The sequence below is a fragment of the Neobacillus sp. NPDC097160 genome, from assembly GCF_044762155.1.
In the GTDB taxonomy this organism is placed as follows: Bacteria; Bacillota; Bacilli; order Bacillales; family Cytobacillaceae; genus Neobacillus.
In genome coordinates this window covers 1-17,971 of sequence record NZ_JBIWDU010000005.1, presented here as the reverse complement: position 1 = coordinate 17,971, position 17,971 = coordinate 1, and the positions used below count along the sequence as shown (strand labels likewise).

The 17,971-nt window shown below is 36.8% G+C and carries 18 protein-coding genes and 1 pseudogene; 1 reads left to right on the top strand and 18 read right to left on the bottom strand.

The genetic code is table 11. The annotated features are described in order from the left end of the window. The first annotated feature begins 505 nt into the window (after positions 1-505). Positions 506-1,468, top strand: a complete 963-nt coding sequence (locus tag ACIQXV_RS08365) for an LCP family protein (RefSeq protein ID WP_402957776.1) — start codon at positions 506-508, stop codon at positions 1,466-1,468. Between the two features lie 281 nt (positions 1,469-1,749). On the opposite strand, the gene ACIQXV_RS08360 is transcribed toward ACIQXV_RS08365, so the two are convergent. The 18 genes and pseudogenes from ACIQXV_RS08360 to ACIQXV_RS08275 all read right to left on the bottom strand — a co-directional run bounded on the left by ACIQXV_RS08360 (position 1,750) and on the right by ACIQXV_RS08275 (position 17,374). Beyond that, the gene (locus tag ACIQXV_RS08360) at positions 1,750-2,217 is read right to left on the bottom strand and encodes a UPF0158 family protein (RefSeq protein ID WP_402957774.1); all 468 of its coding nucleotides are present in this window, start codon (positions 2,215-2,217) and stop codon (positions 1,750-1,752) included. 112 nt (positions 2,218-2,329) lie between these two features. Beyond that, on the bottom strand, positions 2,330-2,866 hold the full coding sequence (locus tag ACIQXV_RS08355; protein ID WP_402957772.1) for an AAA family ATPase: 537 nt from the start codon (positions 2,864-2,866) through the stop codon (positions 2,330-2,332). Between the two features lie 227 nt (positions 2,867-3,093). Continuing rightward, a complete protein-coding gene (locus ACIQXV_RS08350; protein WP_402957770.1) occupies positions 3,094-3,603 on the bottom strand; it encodes a DUF4871 domain-containing protein in 510 nt (169 codons plus the stop codon). A 236-nt stretch (positions 3,604-3,839) separates the two neighbouring features. Further along, positions 3,840-4,586, bottom strand: a complete 747-nt coding sequence (locus ACIQXV_RS08345) for a formylglycine-generating enzyme family protein (protein WP_402957768.1) — start codon at positions 4,584-4,586, stop codon at positions 3,840-3,842. 200 nt (positions 4,587-4,786) lie between these two features. Beyond that, complete coding sequence (locus tag ACIQXV_RS08340; protein ID WP_402957766.1) at positions 4,787-5,380, bottom strand: TetR/AcrR family transcriptional regulator; 594 nt, start codon at positions 5,378-5,380, stop codon at positions 4,787-4,789. 73 nt (positions 5,381-5,453) lie between these two features. Further along, on the bottom strand, positions 5,454-6,491 hold the full coding sequence (locus ACIQXV_RS08335; RefSeq protein ID WP_402957764.1) for an alpha/beta fold hydrolase: 1,038 nt from the start codon (positions 6,489-6,491) through the stop codon (positions 5,454-5,456). 318 nt (positions 6,492-6,809) lie between these two features. Then, a complete protein-coding gene (locus tag ACIQXV_RS08330) occupies positions 6,810-7,310 on the bottom strand; it encodes a GNAT family N-acetyltransferase (RefSeq protein WP_402957762.1) in 501 nt (166 codons plus the stop codon). 152 nt (positions 7,311-7,462) lie between these two features. Next, positions 7,463-8,341 carry a S41 family peptidase gene (locus ACIQXV_RS08325; RefSeq protein ID WP_402957760.1) on the bottom strand — a complete coding sequence of 293 codons (879 nt, stop codon included), beginning with the start codon at positions 8,339-8,341 and terminating at the stop codon, positions 7,463-7,465. Between the two features lie 329 nt (positions 8,342-8,670). Next, positions 8,671-8,907 (bottom strand): hypothetical protein, encoded by a 237-nt coding sequence (locus ACIQXV_RS08320; protein ID WP_402957759.1) that lies wholly within the window; start codon positions 8,905-8,907, stop codon positions 8,671-8,673. A 587-nt stretch (positions 8,908-9,494) separates the two neighbouring features. Next, on the bottom strand, positions 9,495-10,439 hold the full coding sequence (locus tag ACIQXV_RS08315; RefSeq protein ID WP_402957757.1) for an aldo/keto reductase family protein: 945 nt from the start codon (positions 10,437-10,439) through the stop codon (positions 9,495-9,497). A gap of 1,102 nt (positions 10,440-11,541) precedes the next feature. Beyond that, complete coding sequence (locus ACIQXV_RS08310; RefSeq protein WP_402957755.1) at positions 11,542-12,048, bottom strand: DUF1062 domain-containing protein; 507 nt, start codon at positions 12,046-12,048, stop codon at positions 11,542-11,544. A gap of 518 nt (positions 12,049-12,566) precedes the next feature. Continuing rightward, positions 12,567-12,692, bottom strand: coding sequence for a hypothetical protein (locus tag ACIQXV_RS08305; protein ID WP_402957753.1), 126 nt, complete (start codon positions 12,690-12,692; stop codon positions 12,567-12,569). Positions 12,693-13,299: 607 nt separating this feature from the next. Next, positions 13,300-13,456 (bottom strand): annotated as a pseudogene (locus tag ACIQXV_RS08300) (sporulation protein YhbH); the annotation flags it as partial. 639 nt (positions 13,457-14,095) lie between these two features. Continuing rightward, positions 14,096-14,845: an ABC transporter permease gene (locus ACIQXV_RS08295; protein WP_402957751.1), complete on the bottom strand. Its 750-nt coding sequence runs from the start codon at positions 14,843-14,845 to the stop codon at positions 14,096-14,098. Beyond that, positions 14,846-15,607: an ABC transporter ATP-binding protein gene (locus ACIQXV_RS08290; RefSeq protein WP_402957749.1), complete on the bottom strand. Its 762-nt coding sequence runs from the start codon at positions 15,605-15,607 to the stop codon at positions 14,846-14,848. A 340-nt stretch (positions 15,608-15,947) separates the two neighbouring features. Beyond that, on the bottom strand, positions 15,948-16,289 hold the full coding sequence (locus tag ACIQXV_RS08285; protein WP_402957747.1) for a DUF1048 domain-containing protein: 342 nt from the start codon (positions 16,287-16,289) through the stop codon (positions 15,948-15,950). 4 nt (positions 16,290-16,293) lie between these two features. Then, positions 16,294-16,632 (bottom strand): PadR family transcriptional regulator, encoded by a 339-nt coding sequence (locus ACIQXV_RS08280; RefSeq protein ID WP_402957746.1) that lies wholly within the window; start codon positions 16,630-16,632, stop codon positions 16,294-16,296. Positions 16,633-17,008: 376 nt separating this feature from the next. Continuing rightward, entirely contained in the window at positions 17,009-17,374 is a 366-nt protein-coding gene (locus ACIQXV_RS08275) for a hypothetical protein (RefSeq protein ID WP_402957744.1), read from the bottom strand. Positions 17,375-17,971: the final 597 nt, after the last annotated feature.

Below are 17,971 nucleotides of genomic sequence, written 5' to 3'. Positions count from 1 at the left end.
TCAAGTTCCAAGTCTTTCGTATTTAGCTTAGCACCAATTGTGGAACTTATTCGAAAATCGGTAAATCGGTGCCTGAGCCTCTAACCCAAGGGTGGATTATTTTTTGTTATGAAATGACAGACAAAAAAATAACAGGTTTTATTAGCTTCCTCCTATTTTTTTGCTTTCGCTAAATATCCTACTCACAGATAAAAAAACCCAACACATAATAGGAAAATCTAAGTTTTAACTCCTAATGCTCCTAACGAGATAAAAAAGGCAGCAACCAATCCAATTCCAAGAAGAAAAGAAAATCCCATATATTTTTCGAATCTTATTCGAACAAAAGCCAAGTGACAGCAAATAATGCCAATGTAATCAAAAATTCAGGAAAATGTAACCTGATGTTAAAAAAGCTGAAAACGAATTATGGGATAATGATTATTTTAAAGGGTTGTGAATAGAATCCCCCTTCTTCATTTTTAATATAATCAGAATCAATACAAATGATAATTCTGCCGAGGTGATGCAAGATTTGACACAGACAATAAGGAATAGAAAAAGAGTTAGATGGAGGAGAGTATTTGGCGTCCTTCTTCTTTTAAGTATTTTGATAGTTGGTCTTTTTCAAATATTTCAATACATTGAAGGATCAATAAAATCTGTCAACCAACCCCTTAAAAAAGTGGAAGGAAAACAACCATTTCAAGGAGAAAAAAATAAACTTGATGCGATCAATGTTCTTTTATTAGGCAGTGACTCACGGGGAGAAAAACAAGCTCGAACCGATACGATCATGGTTGCCCATTATGATCCACAAACCCATAAAATAAAACTCATATCTCTGATGCGCGATATGTTGGTCTCTGTACCAGAACATGGACAGCAAAAATTAAATGCGGCTTATTCGTTTGGTGGTCCTGAATTACTTAGAGAAACGATTAAAGAAAATTTCAGTCTCGATATTCATTATTTTGCGATTGTTGACTTTAAGGGATTCGAAAAATCTGTCGATCTCCTCGTGCCAAATGGTATTGAAGTAGACGTACCTTATGAGATGTCTTACGGGATAGATACGACGATAGAAAAAGGGAAACAACAACTTCATGGGAAAGAGTTGTTAGGATATGTCCGTTTTCGACACGATCGGTTAAGTGACTTCGGACGGATCCAAAGACAGCAAGAAGTGATTTCAAAATTAAAGGAAGAAGCTATAAGTCTACATAGTGTTATAAAACTGCCTAAGCTATTAGGTCTTATAAATAAATACATTGAAACAAATATGGATCGTTCCACCCTTTTGACGATCGGAAAAGACATGTTAACCAAGAAAAGTAATAATATAGAAACAATACGAGTCCCTGAAGATGGCAGTTTTGAAAATAAACGGGATGAAGAGCTTGGTGATGTATTAGAAGTGGACTTCGATAAAAATATAGAAGCTCTTAATCGTTTTTTAGGTGAAAAAAGTGTGGCTCAAAATGAATAAATAAAAACACCAAAGGCCATAAGGACAATTGGTGTCTTTATTTTGAATCATAGGAACCTTGCACCATCTGAAAAAAATTCATCAATTTCTTATCCAATTTCTCGATAAGTTGGATCGATTTAAATAACGAGGAAAAAGGGGGCAATTCCCCTTTTCCTTCATCATAAAAACAACTTTTTCTTTAATTATTTATTTTCAAAATCTTACTTCAACTCTCCTGCCCTTTAGTTCAAGAATAAAAGGTGATTACCATTTATTTTAGTAATCACCTCCTAATTACACTATTCTATAAAGTCTATTTTATTTTCCCGGCACCATTCAATCGCAATTAGTTTATAACACTCGTCTCGGTATGAATACCATTGGTCTTCTAATCCATAATCTATAATTTTGTCTTTAAATCTTCTAAAGGCACCCTTTCCCTTAATTGCCTTAGATAAAGAATCCTGCTTTCGTTGATCACTCACTGTTAGGCAAAAGTTTTCTATTATCTCATATTCATTCACATCATATTTAGTAGGTAAATCTATATAATTTTCAAAGTTTTCCACCACATCAATTGCCAGCATTCTATTTTCACGTTCCCATTCAGGTAAATGATCAAATGGTTTTTCGTCCTCAGCAGCTCTCAGGTCCTCCGAGGCCACACTCACTATTTCACCCGTTTTAATATTTAGTAAAGTACGTGATTCTTCAAACTGTATTTCCATTTCCTCAATAATATCTTTTAGTTTGACTTTTATACTCATTATTAGATCACCTTTTGATATTTTTTACTAAAGCACTCGTTAATTGATTAAGAAAGTTGGTTTGGTTTTTGATTTACATTAAATTAAGATATGCTTAAGCTAATATTACAAATTAATTCACAGTAAACCTGTCTTCATTCAAAACGATACTTACAAGATCTTCTAAATAAGAATCATTATTATCAAGTATTAATCTTTCTGGAAATTTATTTGAATTAAAATCTTTAACAATTTGTCTAATTCTTTCTTCTCCTACATACGCAACTCCGCTTCGTTGTTTATCCCTATTAATTAGGGTATCTATTTCACTTTTAATTACTATTACTTTAATGTTAATATCTAAATTCTTAATTCTATCTATAACAGAAAATATCTGTTCTTTAGAAAAAACATAATCAGTAACTATATTCATATTATTTTTTGTAAAGTTTTCAACCAGAACAACTATATTGTCCCATAAAATATTCAGAAAAAAATTATCTTGATCATCACAAGGATGTACCCATCCTTTCTTTACCATATTGTATAACAGATCCCCCTCTATATGTACACATAACCCGTTAATACTTTTACATATCTTATCAGCCAATGTACTCTTCCCAGACCCAGGTGGACCACTTATTAAAAAGACTGTTCTTTTTATATTCAAAAAATCACTTCCTTTGAAATGAATGATTATTATTACTATGTTATATTACCAAGCTTATTACGAGACTTAATATCTTGCGTTGATAGGAGTCTTTATTGAGTGCTTTTAAGATGATTTTAAATGTATAGTATCTAATATCTAAAATTAATAATGCAACAAATCTCCATTATCCTTCTTCTTCAATAATCCTGGCCCATTAGCAAAAGAAGAATAATAAAGCATACTCATTATTCATTAATTTCGTAAACCAATTTATCAAATAATTTTCCATCAGTATAAAGCAATATTGCCCATTCTCCTGGATCTGGAACTTTTACATTTGAAGGCATGTGTGAATCTGCTCCATTTACTGCCCCCATTGCACCTCTTGTCCAGTACCAATTATTCGTATCGCTTTCAAACAATATTGGATGAACCGTTCTTGTTCCTTTGTTGAAGCCAACAATGGTTAATTCAACTTTATTAACTCCCCAAAGATGCCACATCCATTTTTCGATGTTTGAACTTTTCATTGCTTCACCAATAACACCTGACTTATATTTATTTCCGAAAATTCTTCTATCACCAAATTCAACAGCTTTTCTGTCCCAATTAATTGTTTCAAAATCATTTACCTTAACAAAATCAGGAATACCTTTGGGTAAAACGATCTTACTTTCAACTGTTTCATTTTTTGAGCAACCTACAACCACAAAATACATACTCAAGAAAATAAATACCATGGATTTTAATTTCAAGAATTCCCCCCCTAAAACAATATACGCATTACTGATAATGTTAATTATACCAAATTTATACTGTGTTTCTTAAACTAAACTCCAGTTAGCTCAATAACAAACAATAGACCGCCGCAGCGATCCCTTCATAAACTCTTGACTCTCTTTACTTAACAAGATACTGTATTATTTTTACTTAAATCGGAAATAATTGAAGGCAATTCCCCTAAATCATCAATAATTAAAACTGTAAAATATCAAAAGATTGATCTAGCAATTCTAAATCCGATATCATCTATATAAAAATCAGGCATACTCTTTCGACGACAAGTGGCTCCACATCCACGTTCTTCTTCTGCCCAACTTCCTCCGCGAATTATTCTGTAATTACCAAATGTCTCTTCATCGTACAAGTCCCAGCACCACTCCCAAATATTACCGATCATATCATACAAGCCCCAATCATTAGGCATTTTCTTACCAACTTCGTGTACTCGTTTGTTAGAATTATCTTTATACCAAGCGATTTCATCAATTTCACAATACCGATATCCTTTTGATTTTGCCTTACATGCATATTGCCATTCAGCTTCTGTCGGTAAACGAAAACCATTAGTATTATAATTGCAATTAACTAATTTACGTTCATTATCAAAACCATAAAACTTGTCATAACCCAGTGCATCAGATAGAAAATTACAAAAATTCACTGCATCTATCCATGAAACATTAACAACAGGTTTTCGAGCCTCAGTTGTTGTTAACAATTTCTCCCCCATAATAATCGCATAAAGCTCTTCTGTTACCGTATATTTAGCAAGATAAAATGGCTTAATCTCAACATTCCAAATAACTTCTTTTAAATTTTTTCTAATACCCGGCATTCCAAATTTATAGTTTGAACTAATCCATTTTTGCTCGTTTCGAAAATCTCGTAGGGTGATTTCTCCTTCAGGAATATACACCATTAAATCTTTTAAGTAGTCATTTAAGTTAGTTAACATGATCCTCTCCTAGGCCTTGAATGAATGTTATGAAACACAAATGTTAGATTAAGACTTTTTTAAGGATTATTGTTTAAGCATTTCTTACTTTAGAAACTTTTATATGGCACTTAAATGTAGAAATAGCGCAATTCTTATTCCTGAATTGCGCTCGATTATGGAAGAACGAGGGTATTATAAACCAAAATCTTCTTTGGAAATTAATTTGTCAAAATACGCATTAGTACATCCACATCTGGTAAACCATACTCTTCATCAATCTCTTCTTGAGTAAGAAGACTGTTGATGATGGTAAAATACCATGACAACATCCTTCGGGGGTCGCCTGGCGAAAATTCACCCGATTCCTGTCCTTTAACAAAGATGGGAATTATCGGTTCGATCAGAACATTGGTTGAAACTTCTTCAAAAATCCGTGTGACCTTTTCGGGAACATCATCAGCCTTGCGAGCACGTTCCATTAACATAAAGGCATACATATTGTTCTCATCAAGCATGTTTTTCGTTAAGGTTCTAATTTGTTCAATAGGAGTTCCCGGCAGGTATGCAACATACTCGAGCTCCCTTCTTGCTTCTTCCATCAATTCTTGGACAAGAGTTATGAAAAGTTCCTCTTTAGAATTGAAATAACGGTAAATTAATCCTTCACTGATGCTTGCTTCTTTAGCAATCATGCTTGTTTTCGTTCCTGTATATCCCCTGCGGGCAAATATTTTAAGCGCCGCTTGTTTGATTTGCTCCCTGCGTTCGTCACGGATTTGATCAAGCTGCTTCTGTCTGTTTAATGGAGACACCTTTCCAACCTCCGGATCTAAAAAAATGTCAGATTCATTATATCATTAATCTAGAGAACTTTTGCTTTTACAATTAGTTGATAGACGTGGGGACCAGTGGGCGCACTCTCTTGGTCAACTCATCAAGAAACTGATTAGGACGGGCAAAACAAGCAAGATGGCCAGCGTTTTTGATAAGGACAAACTCCTTATGGGGGGCTTCAATTTCATCGTAATAGGCTATAGCCAGTTCAGTTGGCGTAATAATATCATGATCTCCGTGAAAAATAAAAACTGGCAGTTCAAATTGCATACCGTATTTTTTAAAATCAAAGTTTATTAATTCATCAAATAGATGGTCAAGAGAATAACTCATACCTTTAAAAATATCCATCATATCACGTATTTTATGTTCCGGGGAAGAGAGCATAGATGGCAAAATTAAGTCTGTAATCATATTGGGGACATCCCTAATCGTTTTAACGAGAAGTCGATTTCTCTTATCGAAATCTTTACGACTCCATTGGGATTGATCCGATCCCATTTTTTCAAGCAACTGAACACCTTTTGTAAGGCCTGCCCCACGGAGAGCGTTGACTGTTAATGTATACAAAAGATTTTCTGAATCTGGGGCATTCTGATCTGTACCGACATAGGCATAAAAAAGATCCGGCCGAAGCTTTGCCATCATGATACCAATCAGACTGCCCGCAGAGCTTCCAATAAGAATTATTTTTTGATGACCGAGTTGATCACACAAGTATTCTGCTACCTCTATTCCATCCTGCGCGAGACGGTCGAAAGTGATGGCTCCGCTGCCATCTTTACCGTTCTTGCCAAAAGTCTTTCCTGCTCCACGCTGATCCCACTGAACGACAATGAAGTGCTTCACCCATAAACGTAACAACGGACTAAAGATGGTATAGGTCGAAGCCGGGCCGCCATGAACCAGTAACAAAACGGGGTTGTTCCGACTCTCGCCACGAATCGTGATCCACTGATCGATACCACCAATTTTAACGTAACAGCCTTCAACGATGCTGTTAGTTGTGCTGATTTGAAGTTCTTTGGCATTCTTTCTCTGATTTCTCTTTCGCAGAATGATTTCTTTCAGGATATTAATTTGGCTCATTCGAGCATGCCCTCTTTCCATTAGTGTGAGTGAGCAACTTACTCATTATTAGATTGAGGTATTTATGTAAATTGTCAACGATAAATGTTCATCAATATACAAAGGAAATTTCTATATCGATTTCTCATCCCAGAAAATGAAATAAAATATCGTCCTTGCATGGTTGATCAATAATCCTTATTCCATTAAAGGCCCGAATGTTGAACACAAGTTAAACAACACTCTTCAACTCCCCCAATAGTTCAATAAGAACGAGGAGCTGCCTGTCGCAGCTCCATCTTCAGTCAAGAACCGCTCCAATCGTATTACGGTATTAAATTACCTATCATAAGTTTCGAGCTTCAAAATAAATTCTTCAACATCCTTGCCTCTTGCGTTGGAAAAACCCTTATCTTCAGAGATGATTTTAAATCTGCATTTTTCCAATACCCTAATGGAGGCGAGGTTATCTTTAGCGGCACGAGCATAGAGCGGGCGTACCTTAATATACTCCAGAAACTCTGACAACGCTTTAGTTGCAATACCATGACCCCAATATTCCTTCCCAATCCAGTAGCTTACTTCGGGTTCGCCGAACTGTTCAAAGTTCGAGACGTGTCCAGTGACAATGCCATTGAATAATATAGTCTTAATTGTGATAGTCTCGTCAGCGATATTTTTTTTCCAATGGTCAAAAAATGCGTCCTTATCAGTGGGGTCTTTAGCTGTAAAGGCAGCCATATAGTTCGCCGTTGAATCTAGTTGTTGTTCGAAAAAGATAGGAAGATCTTCCTCTGTGATATCTCGTATCTTCACTTCGCTTTTGCTAATGGATTCCATATATTTCACAAGCTCCTTAACATATTTTTGAATATAAATTCTTCCAAGTTTAGAGAAATTCCTTCTTCAACTCCCTCAGTTTGATACGAATATCTATAAAAAAGCCAACAAATTATTAGCTGACTTTCCTCATACATTATTCCCAAAAACTACTATACTTCCTTTTTCTCAATCAACTTTGCTCTAATTTCTTTCAATGCTACAGTTAATGCCTTATCAGCTAATATTTTTACGTGCGGAACTACACCCTTACCTTCCCAATTATCCTTTGTAATCGGATTAATCGACTTTGCGATCGGTACAAAAATCTCTAGACCCTCTGGAAGGACATGCCAGCTGCCGGGGTTTGCCCCTCCCTTGGTTGTTTCTCCAATAATCCTTGCCCGATTTAAATTCTTTAGATTATAAGAAAACTCTTCTGCACCCGAGAATGTATAGGAACTAGTTAAAATGTATAGAGGCTTATCTACATATAATGGCCCAGGTACATAAACAGTCCAGAACTGCTCGGTAGAGTCTTGTTCCCGACAATACAGGTCATTTAAGTGTGTCCGCTCTTCAAAGAAGTAACTGCACATAAAAGCTACCATTTCTGGATCCCCGCCTCCATTCTTCCGAAGATCTATAATAAGCGCATCTGTATTTGCAATAAACTTCATCGCAGCAGCACCAGTTTCTGCTGCCCATGCAGTTGGATAAAAGAGGCGAAAATCAATATACCCAATGTTGTCATCTAAGATTTCAGCTTTATAGAATCCATTATTCACTTTCCTTGCGGCTTCTGGAGTTAATTGTTGACTTAGTTCATTTACTGCTTTTCTACGAACACGAACATGTTTATCCTTGGTGATAGATTGTAAGTCCTTTGTTAAGATGACAGTGAGCTTATCCAAATCCAAGGTGTTATAACTCCCATGTTCCGCTTGAGTTCTAATCTTCACTACCAAATCCTTGGCAAGATCAAGTTCAATATAATGTCTTATAAAAAGTTCATCTATTTTATTCACTATTGATTCAACTATTTCGTTCATGTTTAATTTCCTCCTCCAAGAATGAGCCATTTGTAAAAAATATTTCAAAGTCAAAAAGAACTCTTTCATCCATTTGAATCCACTTTAATTAGTTTTAAAGATATTTATATTCGGCTTATTTATACAAATACCTTCTTTTACTATCCTCACCCGTTACATTAATATGGTTAATAGTATTCTTTATACACGCTTCTCCCTAAGCAACTTTTTGCCCTTTCAATTTGGTCGAGATAGACTCGTAAATGTGTTACACGGTATTCTAATAGTTCCTTGAATGTGAATCGAAAATAGCGTTGCCACAGCAACACCTTGTTATAGAGCCCTGTGTTTTAACTGGTCCTTCTCAGTCCAGCAATAAAAATACCAACCAAACCTCCAACTAATGTAGGGAATATATAATCCCACTCAAAATTCCCTTTAAACAAACCAATAATAATAAAAGTACCTATCGCACCTATACAAAACTTTATTTCTATCATGAAACCACCTAGAGGGGAATATTTATGCTTATACTTATTCCACATTTTTAGATTATTTTCCTTTTTTAATAAACCTGCCCCGTTCAATAAAAAAGCCGCCAAAAATGCAGCTGGACCATAAATTAAAGCACCCTTTAGTTTAAGTGCGTTTATTCACAAACTTATCCTTTTTACAGTTCATTTATTACAGGAATGCTGTCTTGTTTATAAAAAAACGACAGCTCTTATTTGCAATCGCCCTAGTTAGCTCTATTTTGACTAACTACTTCACCAAATGTTCCCTATTAAGCGAATTATCATTCTTGGTATAAACATTAAGATGTTCCAACCCACTTCAAATATAAACTCAATTAGGGTATCTTTAAAAAAGCCGTCTCTATTTCTTTTTTTATTTTTCATGTTCTAACTCCCAATTAATTAATCGTTGTTTAACTATTCTGACTCGCAATAACAATTTCAATCCTTTAAATAAATTCTACTTTTATTTTCTATTTCCTTCTTCCGCTAACCTGCTCCGTTAGTGCAATAAGAAAAAGCCGCCTTAATTGGCAGCTGGATCTTTATCTCTTGCACCCTTTAGTTGAAAAAGAACTCACAGTGAAAAGGTATTTAATTGATATTCCAATAAGAAGAAACACCAATTTTTCAAAGAAAAATAAATTGTTAACAGAGCCTTATCTTAAAATGTCCTCAATTCGAGCGAGGGTTTCAGCATTTAACTTTACGCCTGACGCTTTTACATTTTCTTCCATTTGTTCAGGACGACTTGCCCCTACAAGAGCACTGGAGACATTTTGTTGTCGTAAAATCCACGATAGTGCCAGGGTGACAAGTGACATGTCATTGTCTTTGGCGACCTCTTTTAGTAGTTCCACTTTATTAAGATTCTCCTCAGTGAGTAATCCAAAAAGATTACTGTATTTCTCTTGTGATGCACGGCTTCCTGCAGGAGCCTGAGAACCCTTCTGATATTTACCAGTTAAAACACCCTGGGCAAGAGGAGACCAAACCACTTGGCCAATGCCATGTTTTTCACATACTGGGATGACGTCCTTTTCAATATGCCGTTGAAGCATGCTGTATTGTGGCTGATTCACAACAATTCGGTCAATGAGCTTTTTGTCTGCAAGATGAACCGCTTCTGTAATTTGCTCAGCTGTCCATTCACTAACCCCGATATATAATACTTTTCCTTGGCGTACAAGGTCATCTAAGGCCCGCAATGTTTCATCGAGCGGCGTTTCCTGGTCAAAACGATGACAATAATAAATATCCACATAATCGGTGCTCAGGCGTTTTAGACTCGCATGACATTGTTCCATTACATGTTTTCGAGATAACCCACGATCGTTCGGACCATCACCCATTGGCCAGAATACCTTTGTGGCTAAAACGTAGGAATCACGTCCGAACTTCTTTAGGGCTTTTCCGACTACAATTTCTGCTTCCCCGCGCATATAAACATTGGCAGTATCAAAAAAGTTTATCCCAAGGTCATAAGCTTTATCGATTGAAGCTGTAGCATTTTGTTCCTCTACATACCCACCATATGTAAGCCAACTGCCTAAACTTATTTCACTTACTTTTAGTCCTGTTTTTCCTAAACGACGGTATTCCATGTTTATCCCTCCCAAATAATTTCGTGACACAAAATAAAAATACTATATGTTTTGTCTCTATGTCCAATATTTTGTCACTTGTTCCAAAATAAAGAAAGAGCCAAAAAGAATGGGCTTTTTGCATTAACCAAATCCATTCTGTTGTTCAAGCAACCTGCCCTTAAGTGGAACAAGATGAAGGGCTGCCTTAGCAGCCCTTTGTTAGTTTCTTCCGTTTCAACAAGTCGGTGACTCCCTTAGGAGTTGAACCTCTTTTAGTCTCACAAGAACCTTATTAGCCGATAAAGAACTGTCTTACATGGTTGAATGATTCTTCATTAGTCTAGTGGCTTTCCCTTCAGGTTGGTTAGACCTTTCATCGGTACTGTGCCACCACTTTCACTGATACAAAGATAAGTTATACAGTAGCTATTCTCACTAAGGTTTTCCTTATCAACGCTTCTTTAGGAGTAAGCCCTCCACGTTATCAGCTTACAACGTTGAATTATATCTATTATAGAAAGAACTTAGGTGCTTCCTCTAAGCCTGTTAACCGTTTATATGCCTGTAACATATCATGGATTTTCATATGAGCTAATCTTACTCATCCACTGCTAACCTCACATTAAGTGATATACACATTTCTATGTATTGTGCTTATAGACCCGTACATTTAGAAGTTCGTCAGCTTAACCTTTTTGTTTTAGGTTTATTTGCATTCTCACCATATTCATTCAACTCAAGCATCATGATTTACACCACCCCCGCGGGTAGGCTTTCGTCAGCCGAACTGGTGCGGTAAATTCTCACGCCTTTTTGCCGAGCTTATAACACTATTATTCTTACTAAATCCAGTGCTAATCGACTCAGAGAGAACCATTCAAGGCGTTACCCTTTCATTTGATTCTTCGATATAATCCTTCAATTCCAACGGAATTGTCTAGTGTTTACCAGAGTGATGTGACCATCCTCCATTTAATCTAGAAACATTTCGCACAACTCAAGCACCCGTTACTTGAATAAGAAACTTATCTGTTCCAAGCACCTTTATTAATATCACTTAAAATGAACTAAATTGCGTTATTAAGGAGCTTAGGAAATTCGCCAAGCTCCTATTTTCCATCTAATCTGTTTTTAATATCAAAATCGTGTCGTGTAGATACACTTTTTGACTTGGTTTTGTATTTTCATTGTTTAATAAAATCGTACCGTTCTTGATTTTTCGGATGATTTCAGTTCTGCTTAATCCTTCTATATGGCTGGCTAAGGCTTGATCCAGGCGAAAGCTTCCTTCCACAACGGTAACTTTAAATTCAATGACTGGTTGTTCCTTTAATCCTTGCATGGAGAATCTCTCGGTCTCTATTATCGTTTCAAATTCAGTGGGAATAAGGTTTTCAGGAATAACATGGTCAGAAAATGACTTGTAACTATCTAGTTTCTTGTTCCAAGTATGGTTTTTAGGACATTTAAAAATAGCAAACTGATAAATGTATTTTCCGTTGGCATTATGTCTCCTAATCGTTGTATCGGAAAAAACGGTTACCTTCTTGCACATCTTACAATGTCTTCTTATGGTATCAGCTTCACGTTTTTGAAGTAAAACCATAGGAATTGTTAGCATTTCCATCGTTTATCACCTCGAATAATGATTCGAGGAATACAACTCCTATTTGAAATTCTTGCAGCATGCACAACAAAAAAAGGTCCCCAAATGGCAGGAGAACCTTTGAACGCATTGTCTTATAAACGTAACAGACTGCAGTTCGCTGTATTCCTTCTGTAATGGGATGTAGACAGACTTCTCCCGTAGTCAAAAAACCGTAAGTTTTTTTACATTAGAGAAGTTATCCAATTGTTTTCCATTACAGAGTAAATGATGGCATACAGGTCACATGGTCCTTTCTTTCAAACAGGATATAGAAATTTTACCATATTTTACACTTAATAACTATATTTTATATAAATTTCTTAAATTTATGGAACGCCTGAGACAACTGTTTAATTTTTTCACTCCTTCGCCTCTGATTATTCAATCTCATAAATTTTAGATGCTACTGCCATTCGCAAAATGGCAGATAGGTTCTACAACTCTTGCACCCGTTAGAGCTTAATAACTTCAACAAAAAAAGCGTAATCTTTCTGGGATTAACGCCCTTTTTTTACAGTTCTTGAATCAATGGATACTCCTTCTGGAAGGAGAGTTTCAAACTGTATTGCTAAGCCCTCTCCTGAAGATATCATTAGGATATCTTTTAGACTTTTTAATATCAAATAAACACCTCCAATTAATAACCAGTTTTATTAATTGTTTCTCTAATTATATTAGAAACCCCTGTAAAAAAATAACTGTTTCATATTAAACTAAACTGCCCTATACCAGGATGCATCTGATTCCTCCCACATACTCAAGTAAAGCCGTTCAGTTAATATTTCAAAATTCATTTCCGAGAATCTATTTATCATTTTATAACCTCCTTTTCAAGTCATGATATTCTCACGAGAAACATTTTATTTTACATGTTAATAGAAAATGAATTTAATTTTATAAAAACACGTTTCAATATTAGTATCGAAAAAACTTAAATTATCCCCATTAATTCCATACTTAAAATTAATTTCATTCTTTAACAAATCTGTCTTGTTAGTAAAAAAACAACGTACTCGTTAGCTCATAAAAAATCATAATAATAAATTGTTTGAGTTTCCCAAACATTCTTAAAAGCAACGACTGATTACCCGTCCTTTATATTCAATTGCATCTATAACCTTAATTCGTTGCACCTCTCCCATTTCTTCCATAGAGAATCATTTGTATTCAGAGTGTTCAGCACTAAGTTTGATTTCCTCGCACCATGCATCTCTTATATACTTCTCTTCACTATATATACACCTTTTCCTCTTTCTTCCGGAAAAAGCTTTTCATCGCATAAAAGACGTCTGATTTTTGCTTTAAAATATAATAGCGAAATTTTATCATTTTTGACATTTTTGTAGACTAACATGAGGGTTAAGTGGCGGTTGTATTGGTTCAACTTTTCATCTTGTACACAAATAATTTTTATTATTGATTCTTCAACTAAAGCACCCGGTACTTTAACAGCATTTCTTCACATACTTAACTTTTATTTCAGAAATTCTGTTCCGTTTGTACATTAAGAAACAGAGATTTTTATATTCGCTCATAACTCATTTACATTCCCAACTACCCTTTTGCCAAGGAATCATTTCAATGAATAAGATGGAATAAAACAACTTATAACCCGATTTAAGGGAGAAAAATTCTCTCTTTTCATGTTGCCTTAAATTTTCTTCCCTCAATTGAAAAAACTATGAATTACATTCCAACTGAAATGTAATCCATAGTTCCTTAAGTTAATAACATTGATTACTAAAGTGGTTTTGCTTCGAATCTACTCTTTACTGTCAATTTATCTATGGGCTTAATTCTTTTAATTTCTCCTCCTGCGAAAGAGCACTACCCGTTGTAAATTCTTCTAAAGCATGCTGGCAACCTCGAGTTGTATAAGTGATCGATGCGCCACCAACCACACCATATTTGAGGGTTTCCATGATTTCATCGATGGTTGCACCGCATTAAAGTAGCCTTCCATGTGTAGCAAAGCATTCATCGTAGGGGCTGACTATTGATAGGGGCTAATCCCTTAATGGTGTACTTACCCTAACTGTCGTTTAAATGCTTTACTGGCGAAGAAGTAAGCGATGACCATGATACCGACGGACCAGGCAAGCGCGATCCAGATATCGTTGCCAACAGACCCTTCATACAAGAGGGCTCGAATCGCATTCACGATTGAAGTCACGGGCTGGTTCTCAGCGAACGCACGGACAATTTTAGGCATGGTTTCGGTAGGGACAAAGGCCGAACTGATAAACGGCAGGAAAATCAGCGGGTACGAGTAGGCTGTCGCCCCTTCCATAGACCCCGCTGCCAATCCGGGAATGACCGCCAGCCATGTCAGCGCCAGCGTAAACAGCCCGAGTATCCCAACTACCGCGAGCCAATCCAGGATACCAGCACTGGAACGGAATCCCATCAAGAGCGCGATGAGGATAACCACCACGACAGTAAGCGCATTGGAAACAATCGAAGTCAACACGTGAGCCCACAATACCGATGAGCGCTTGATGGGCATAGTAATGAAACGCGCCATCAGTCCGCTCTTTACATCGTTAAACAGCCGCAAGGAAGTGTAAGCGACGCCGGAAGCGATAGCCATCAGCAAGATTCCCGGCAATAAATAATTGACGTAGTTGTCCGTACCTGTCTCTATGGCGCCGCCAAATACGTAGACAAACAGCAGCAGCATCATAATCGGCGTAATCGCCACCGTAATAATCGTATCCGGGCTGCGCATGATGTTGCGCATTAATCGTCCTAGTAATACCCCTGTTTTGCTTTTCATTTACATCTCCTCCTTTTTGCCGATGATCGCGAGGAAAATTTCCTCCAATGTTGGCTGCTTCTCGATATACTCCACTTTCGCTGGCGGGAACATATCTTTGAGTTCTTTAAGGGTACCGGTTGTGATGATTTTTCCGCCATGCAGGACGGCGATATGGTCAGCTAGTTGTTCGGCTTCCTCCAGATACTGGGTCGTCAGCAAGATGGTCGTGCCTCCGCCGGCAAGCTCCTTGACAGTATCCCAGACTTCAATCCGCGCTTCGGGGTCAAGCCCTGTCGTCGGTTCGTCGAGAAAAATGACTTCTGGCGTCCCAATCAGGCTCATGGCGATGTCAAGCCGGCGCTTCATCCCGCCGGAATACTTATCCGCCCGGCGGTTGGCCGCATCGGTCAGGCTAAATCTAGCAAGCAAATTGTCAGCGACTTGAGCGGGATTGGAAACTCCCCGTAACTTGGCGATCATCATCAGGTTTTCCCTTCCTGTGAGCATGCCGTCTAAAGCTGCGAACTGTCCTGTCAGGCTGATGCTCTGGCGAACATGATCCGATTGACGCTGGACGTCAAAGCTGCAAATACCGACTTCGCCGCCATCATGCTTCATAAGCGTCGAGAGGATGTTGACCGTCGTCGTCTTGCCCGCTCCATTTGAACCCAGCAGGGCGAAAATGGAGCCACGCCGCACCTCAAAATCCACCCCCTTTAAGACTTCCTTATCTTTAAAGGATTTTTTTAACCCTTTTACAGAAATCGCTGCATTGCTCATACTTTTTTCCTCCTTATAATAAGCGCAGCAAGGCGCTAGATTGGCTATACTTCACTACTCTGTCTGACTGATATTCTGTATTACTTACTACAAGGTTAAAAATATAACTGAATAGTGAAGGTGACACATTTTATTTGTAACCAGCTATTCAGTCGAAATTAACTATTGAATTTACTTTTTTCCAATCGCTTCATGATACGCTGATTGAAATCTTCACGATACTTGTCGACATAATTTTAACGGTAGCCACTAGTTCGGCGGAAAGGAAGCCAAGTCGTCCCCAGTGACGGTTTGCGTGGTTAGTGTCGATGCTAGGCGAAACTCCGCTTGGAATTCACCGTTAGCCACGACCAATCGTATCGTTCAACTTCTTGCGATATTTGTCCTTCCAAGTTTGCTCATCCTTCACCAAGTCGTCGCAGAAAGCAGCCACGTCCTCGCCAGTAAGGTCAGTGATTTTCTTGCCTTCCGCTGCTCCTTCCTCGAAGAGGTCGAGAATGCCGACAAAAATACGTCTGCTGTCCTTCCAGTCGATGGGGCCACCACCAGCAGTCCACATATATTTTTGGATAGCTTTGTAAGCGTTGCGGTACTCACTTGGAAGTGCCTTCGCACGTGCCTCCATCTCCCTCCATTCCCGCTTGTCATCCAGACTTCCGATAATTTTTTCAAAAATATTCATTTTACTACTCTCCTTTTGATTTTATTTTAGTCTTAAGTTCGTTAATTTTACTTGAGATGAAATCCCATTTTTTCCAAAAAATTTCAAGATGCTCTTGACCTGCTGCGTTGAGTGTGTAAAATTTTCTCGGCGGGCCCATAGTGGATGGCTTTTTCTCGATTTCAACCAGATTGTTTTTCTCAAGCCGCATGGTAATCGTATAAACTGTGCCTTCAACCACATCAGTGAAGCCAAGTTCTCGCAGCTGTTGCGTGATTTCATAGCCGTAAGTTTCGCCACGGCTGATGATTTCAAGCACACAACCTTCAAGCACCCCTTTCAGCATTTCCGTGATGTTTTCCATTTTTTACCCCCATTTATATTTTACTTATATTTTTTCAGTACTCTGTAACACAGGTATTTTGTGTTACTGATATTCAGTATTACTGACTACTAGTATATAGTATTACCATTTAGCGTCACTTGTCAATAAAACTTTTCGTCAAAAAAGCCCTTATTACGACTTCAAAGGTGTTTTTATCAAATTTGACAGCTTAGACTTTAGCCAGACACGTGATTATTCTCAAGAAGAGCTAAAAAATTTAAAAATAATTGGTGAAAGGTTTGATGTCCAAGACTCGCTCATTTTCGTGGACTTGATTTACATGTTAAAGTGACCAAAATGATGATTAGTAATACAAACGGTCTCGACTTCGCAAAAAAAGCAGGCGACTATTCAGTTACAAATTTTGTTTTACAAATATTTTTGAAATACTCAAGTTAACGTTAGTTGCTAATGATTGAATTAGAAAGCTTATTGCTTCGTTACCACTACTACCCAAGTCAAAGTAAAAAACATACTTATTTCTTATTTTCTTTATATACCTTATAAATTTTATAAAATGACCGTTTGATTTTTCTGCTTCAATGTTCCAACTTTCATAAGCTTGCATTAGTGTATCAATTATCAGTTGTTTCCCCTTATTGCTTTCCTGTTTACTTAGACCTACTTCAATAAATTGAATTCCGAAATTCTCGTAAAAAGGTTTTAAAATATATACTGTGAAAAGTAAACCAATAGATAAAATTGCAATAATTTCAATCAATCGAGCTACAACTTTTTCAATTCATCCAAAGAAACCAACCCCATATCAAAAATTTCTTAATGATACTTAATTAAACATTTTCAAGGGTATGTCCTTGTTTTATATGAGATTATTTATTGGACTAATCTTATCCGTTACTGAAGAAGATAAGGCCAATATCGTTATTCCATTAAAGCCCCCGTTAGTGAAAAAAGAAACTGAATTACTTCACAAAAATAGCTTCAAGAAATCTAATAATAAAGAGATCCCAAAAACTGAACTACCTATCCCTGCGGTTACAAACAATTTAAGGGAACATAATTTCCCTAATTCAAATATTGAATGCCATTTTTAAAGAAAGAATAAATAAATTCAACGAAATTAATGTACTTCCAAAATCGTTAAGAGAAATTTTAGTTAAGGAATTTGGAGAGTCTATTTTAGATGTTGTTCCTTTTTTGAGGTGAAGATGATGCTGATATTGTATTCCATAAAAAAAATGTTAATCTAAAAATACAATTATGAGAGGACTGATGGATGGATAATGATTAACTAATCTATATTTTTATTTGAAAATGAATAACTTCAAACTACAAAATATAGGGTTAGTCTATCCAT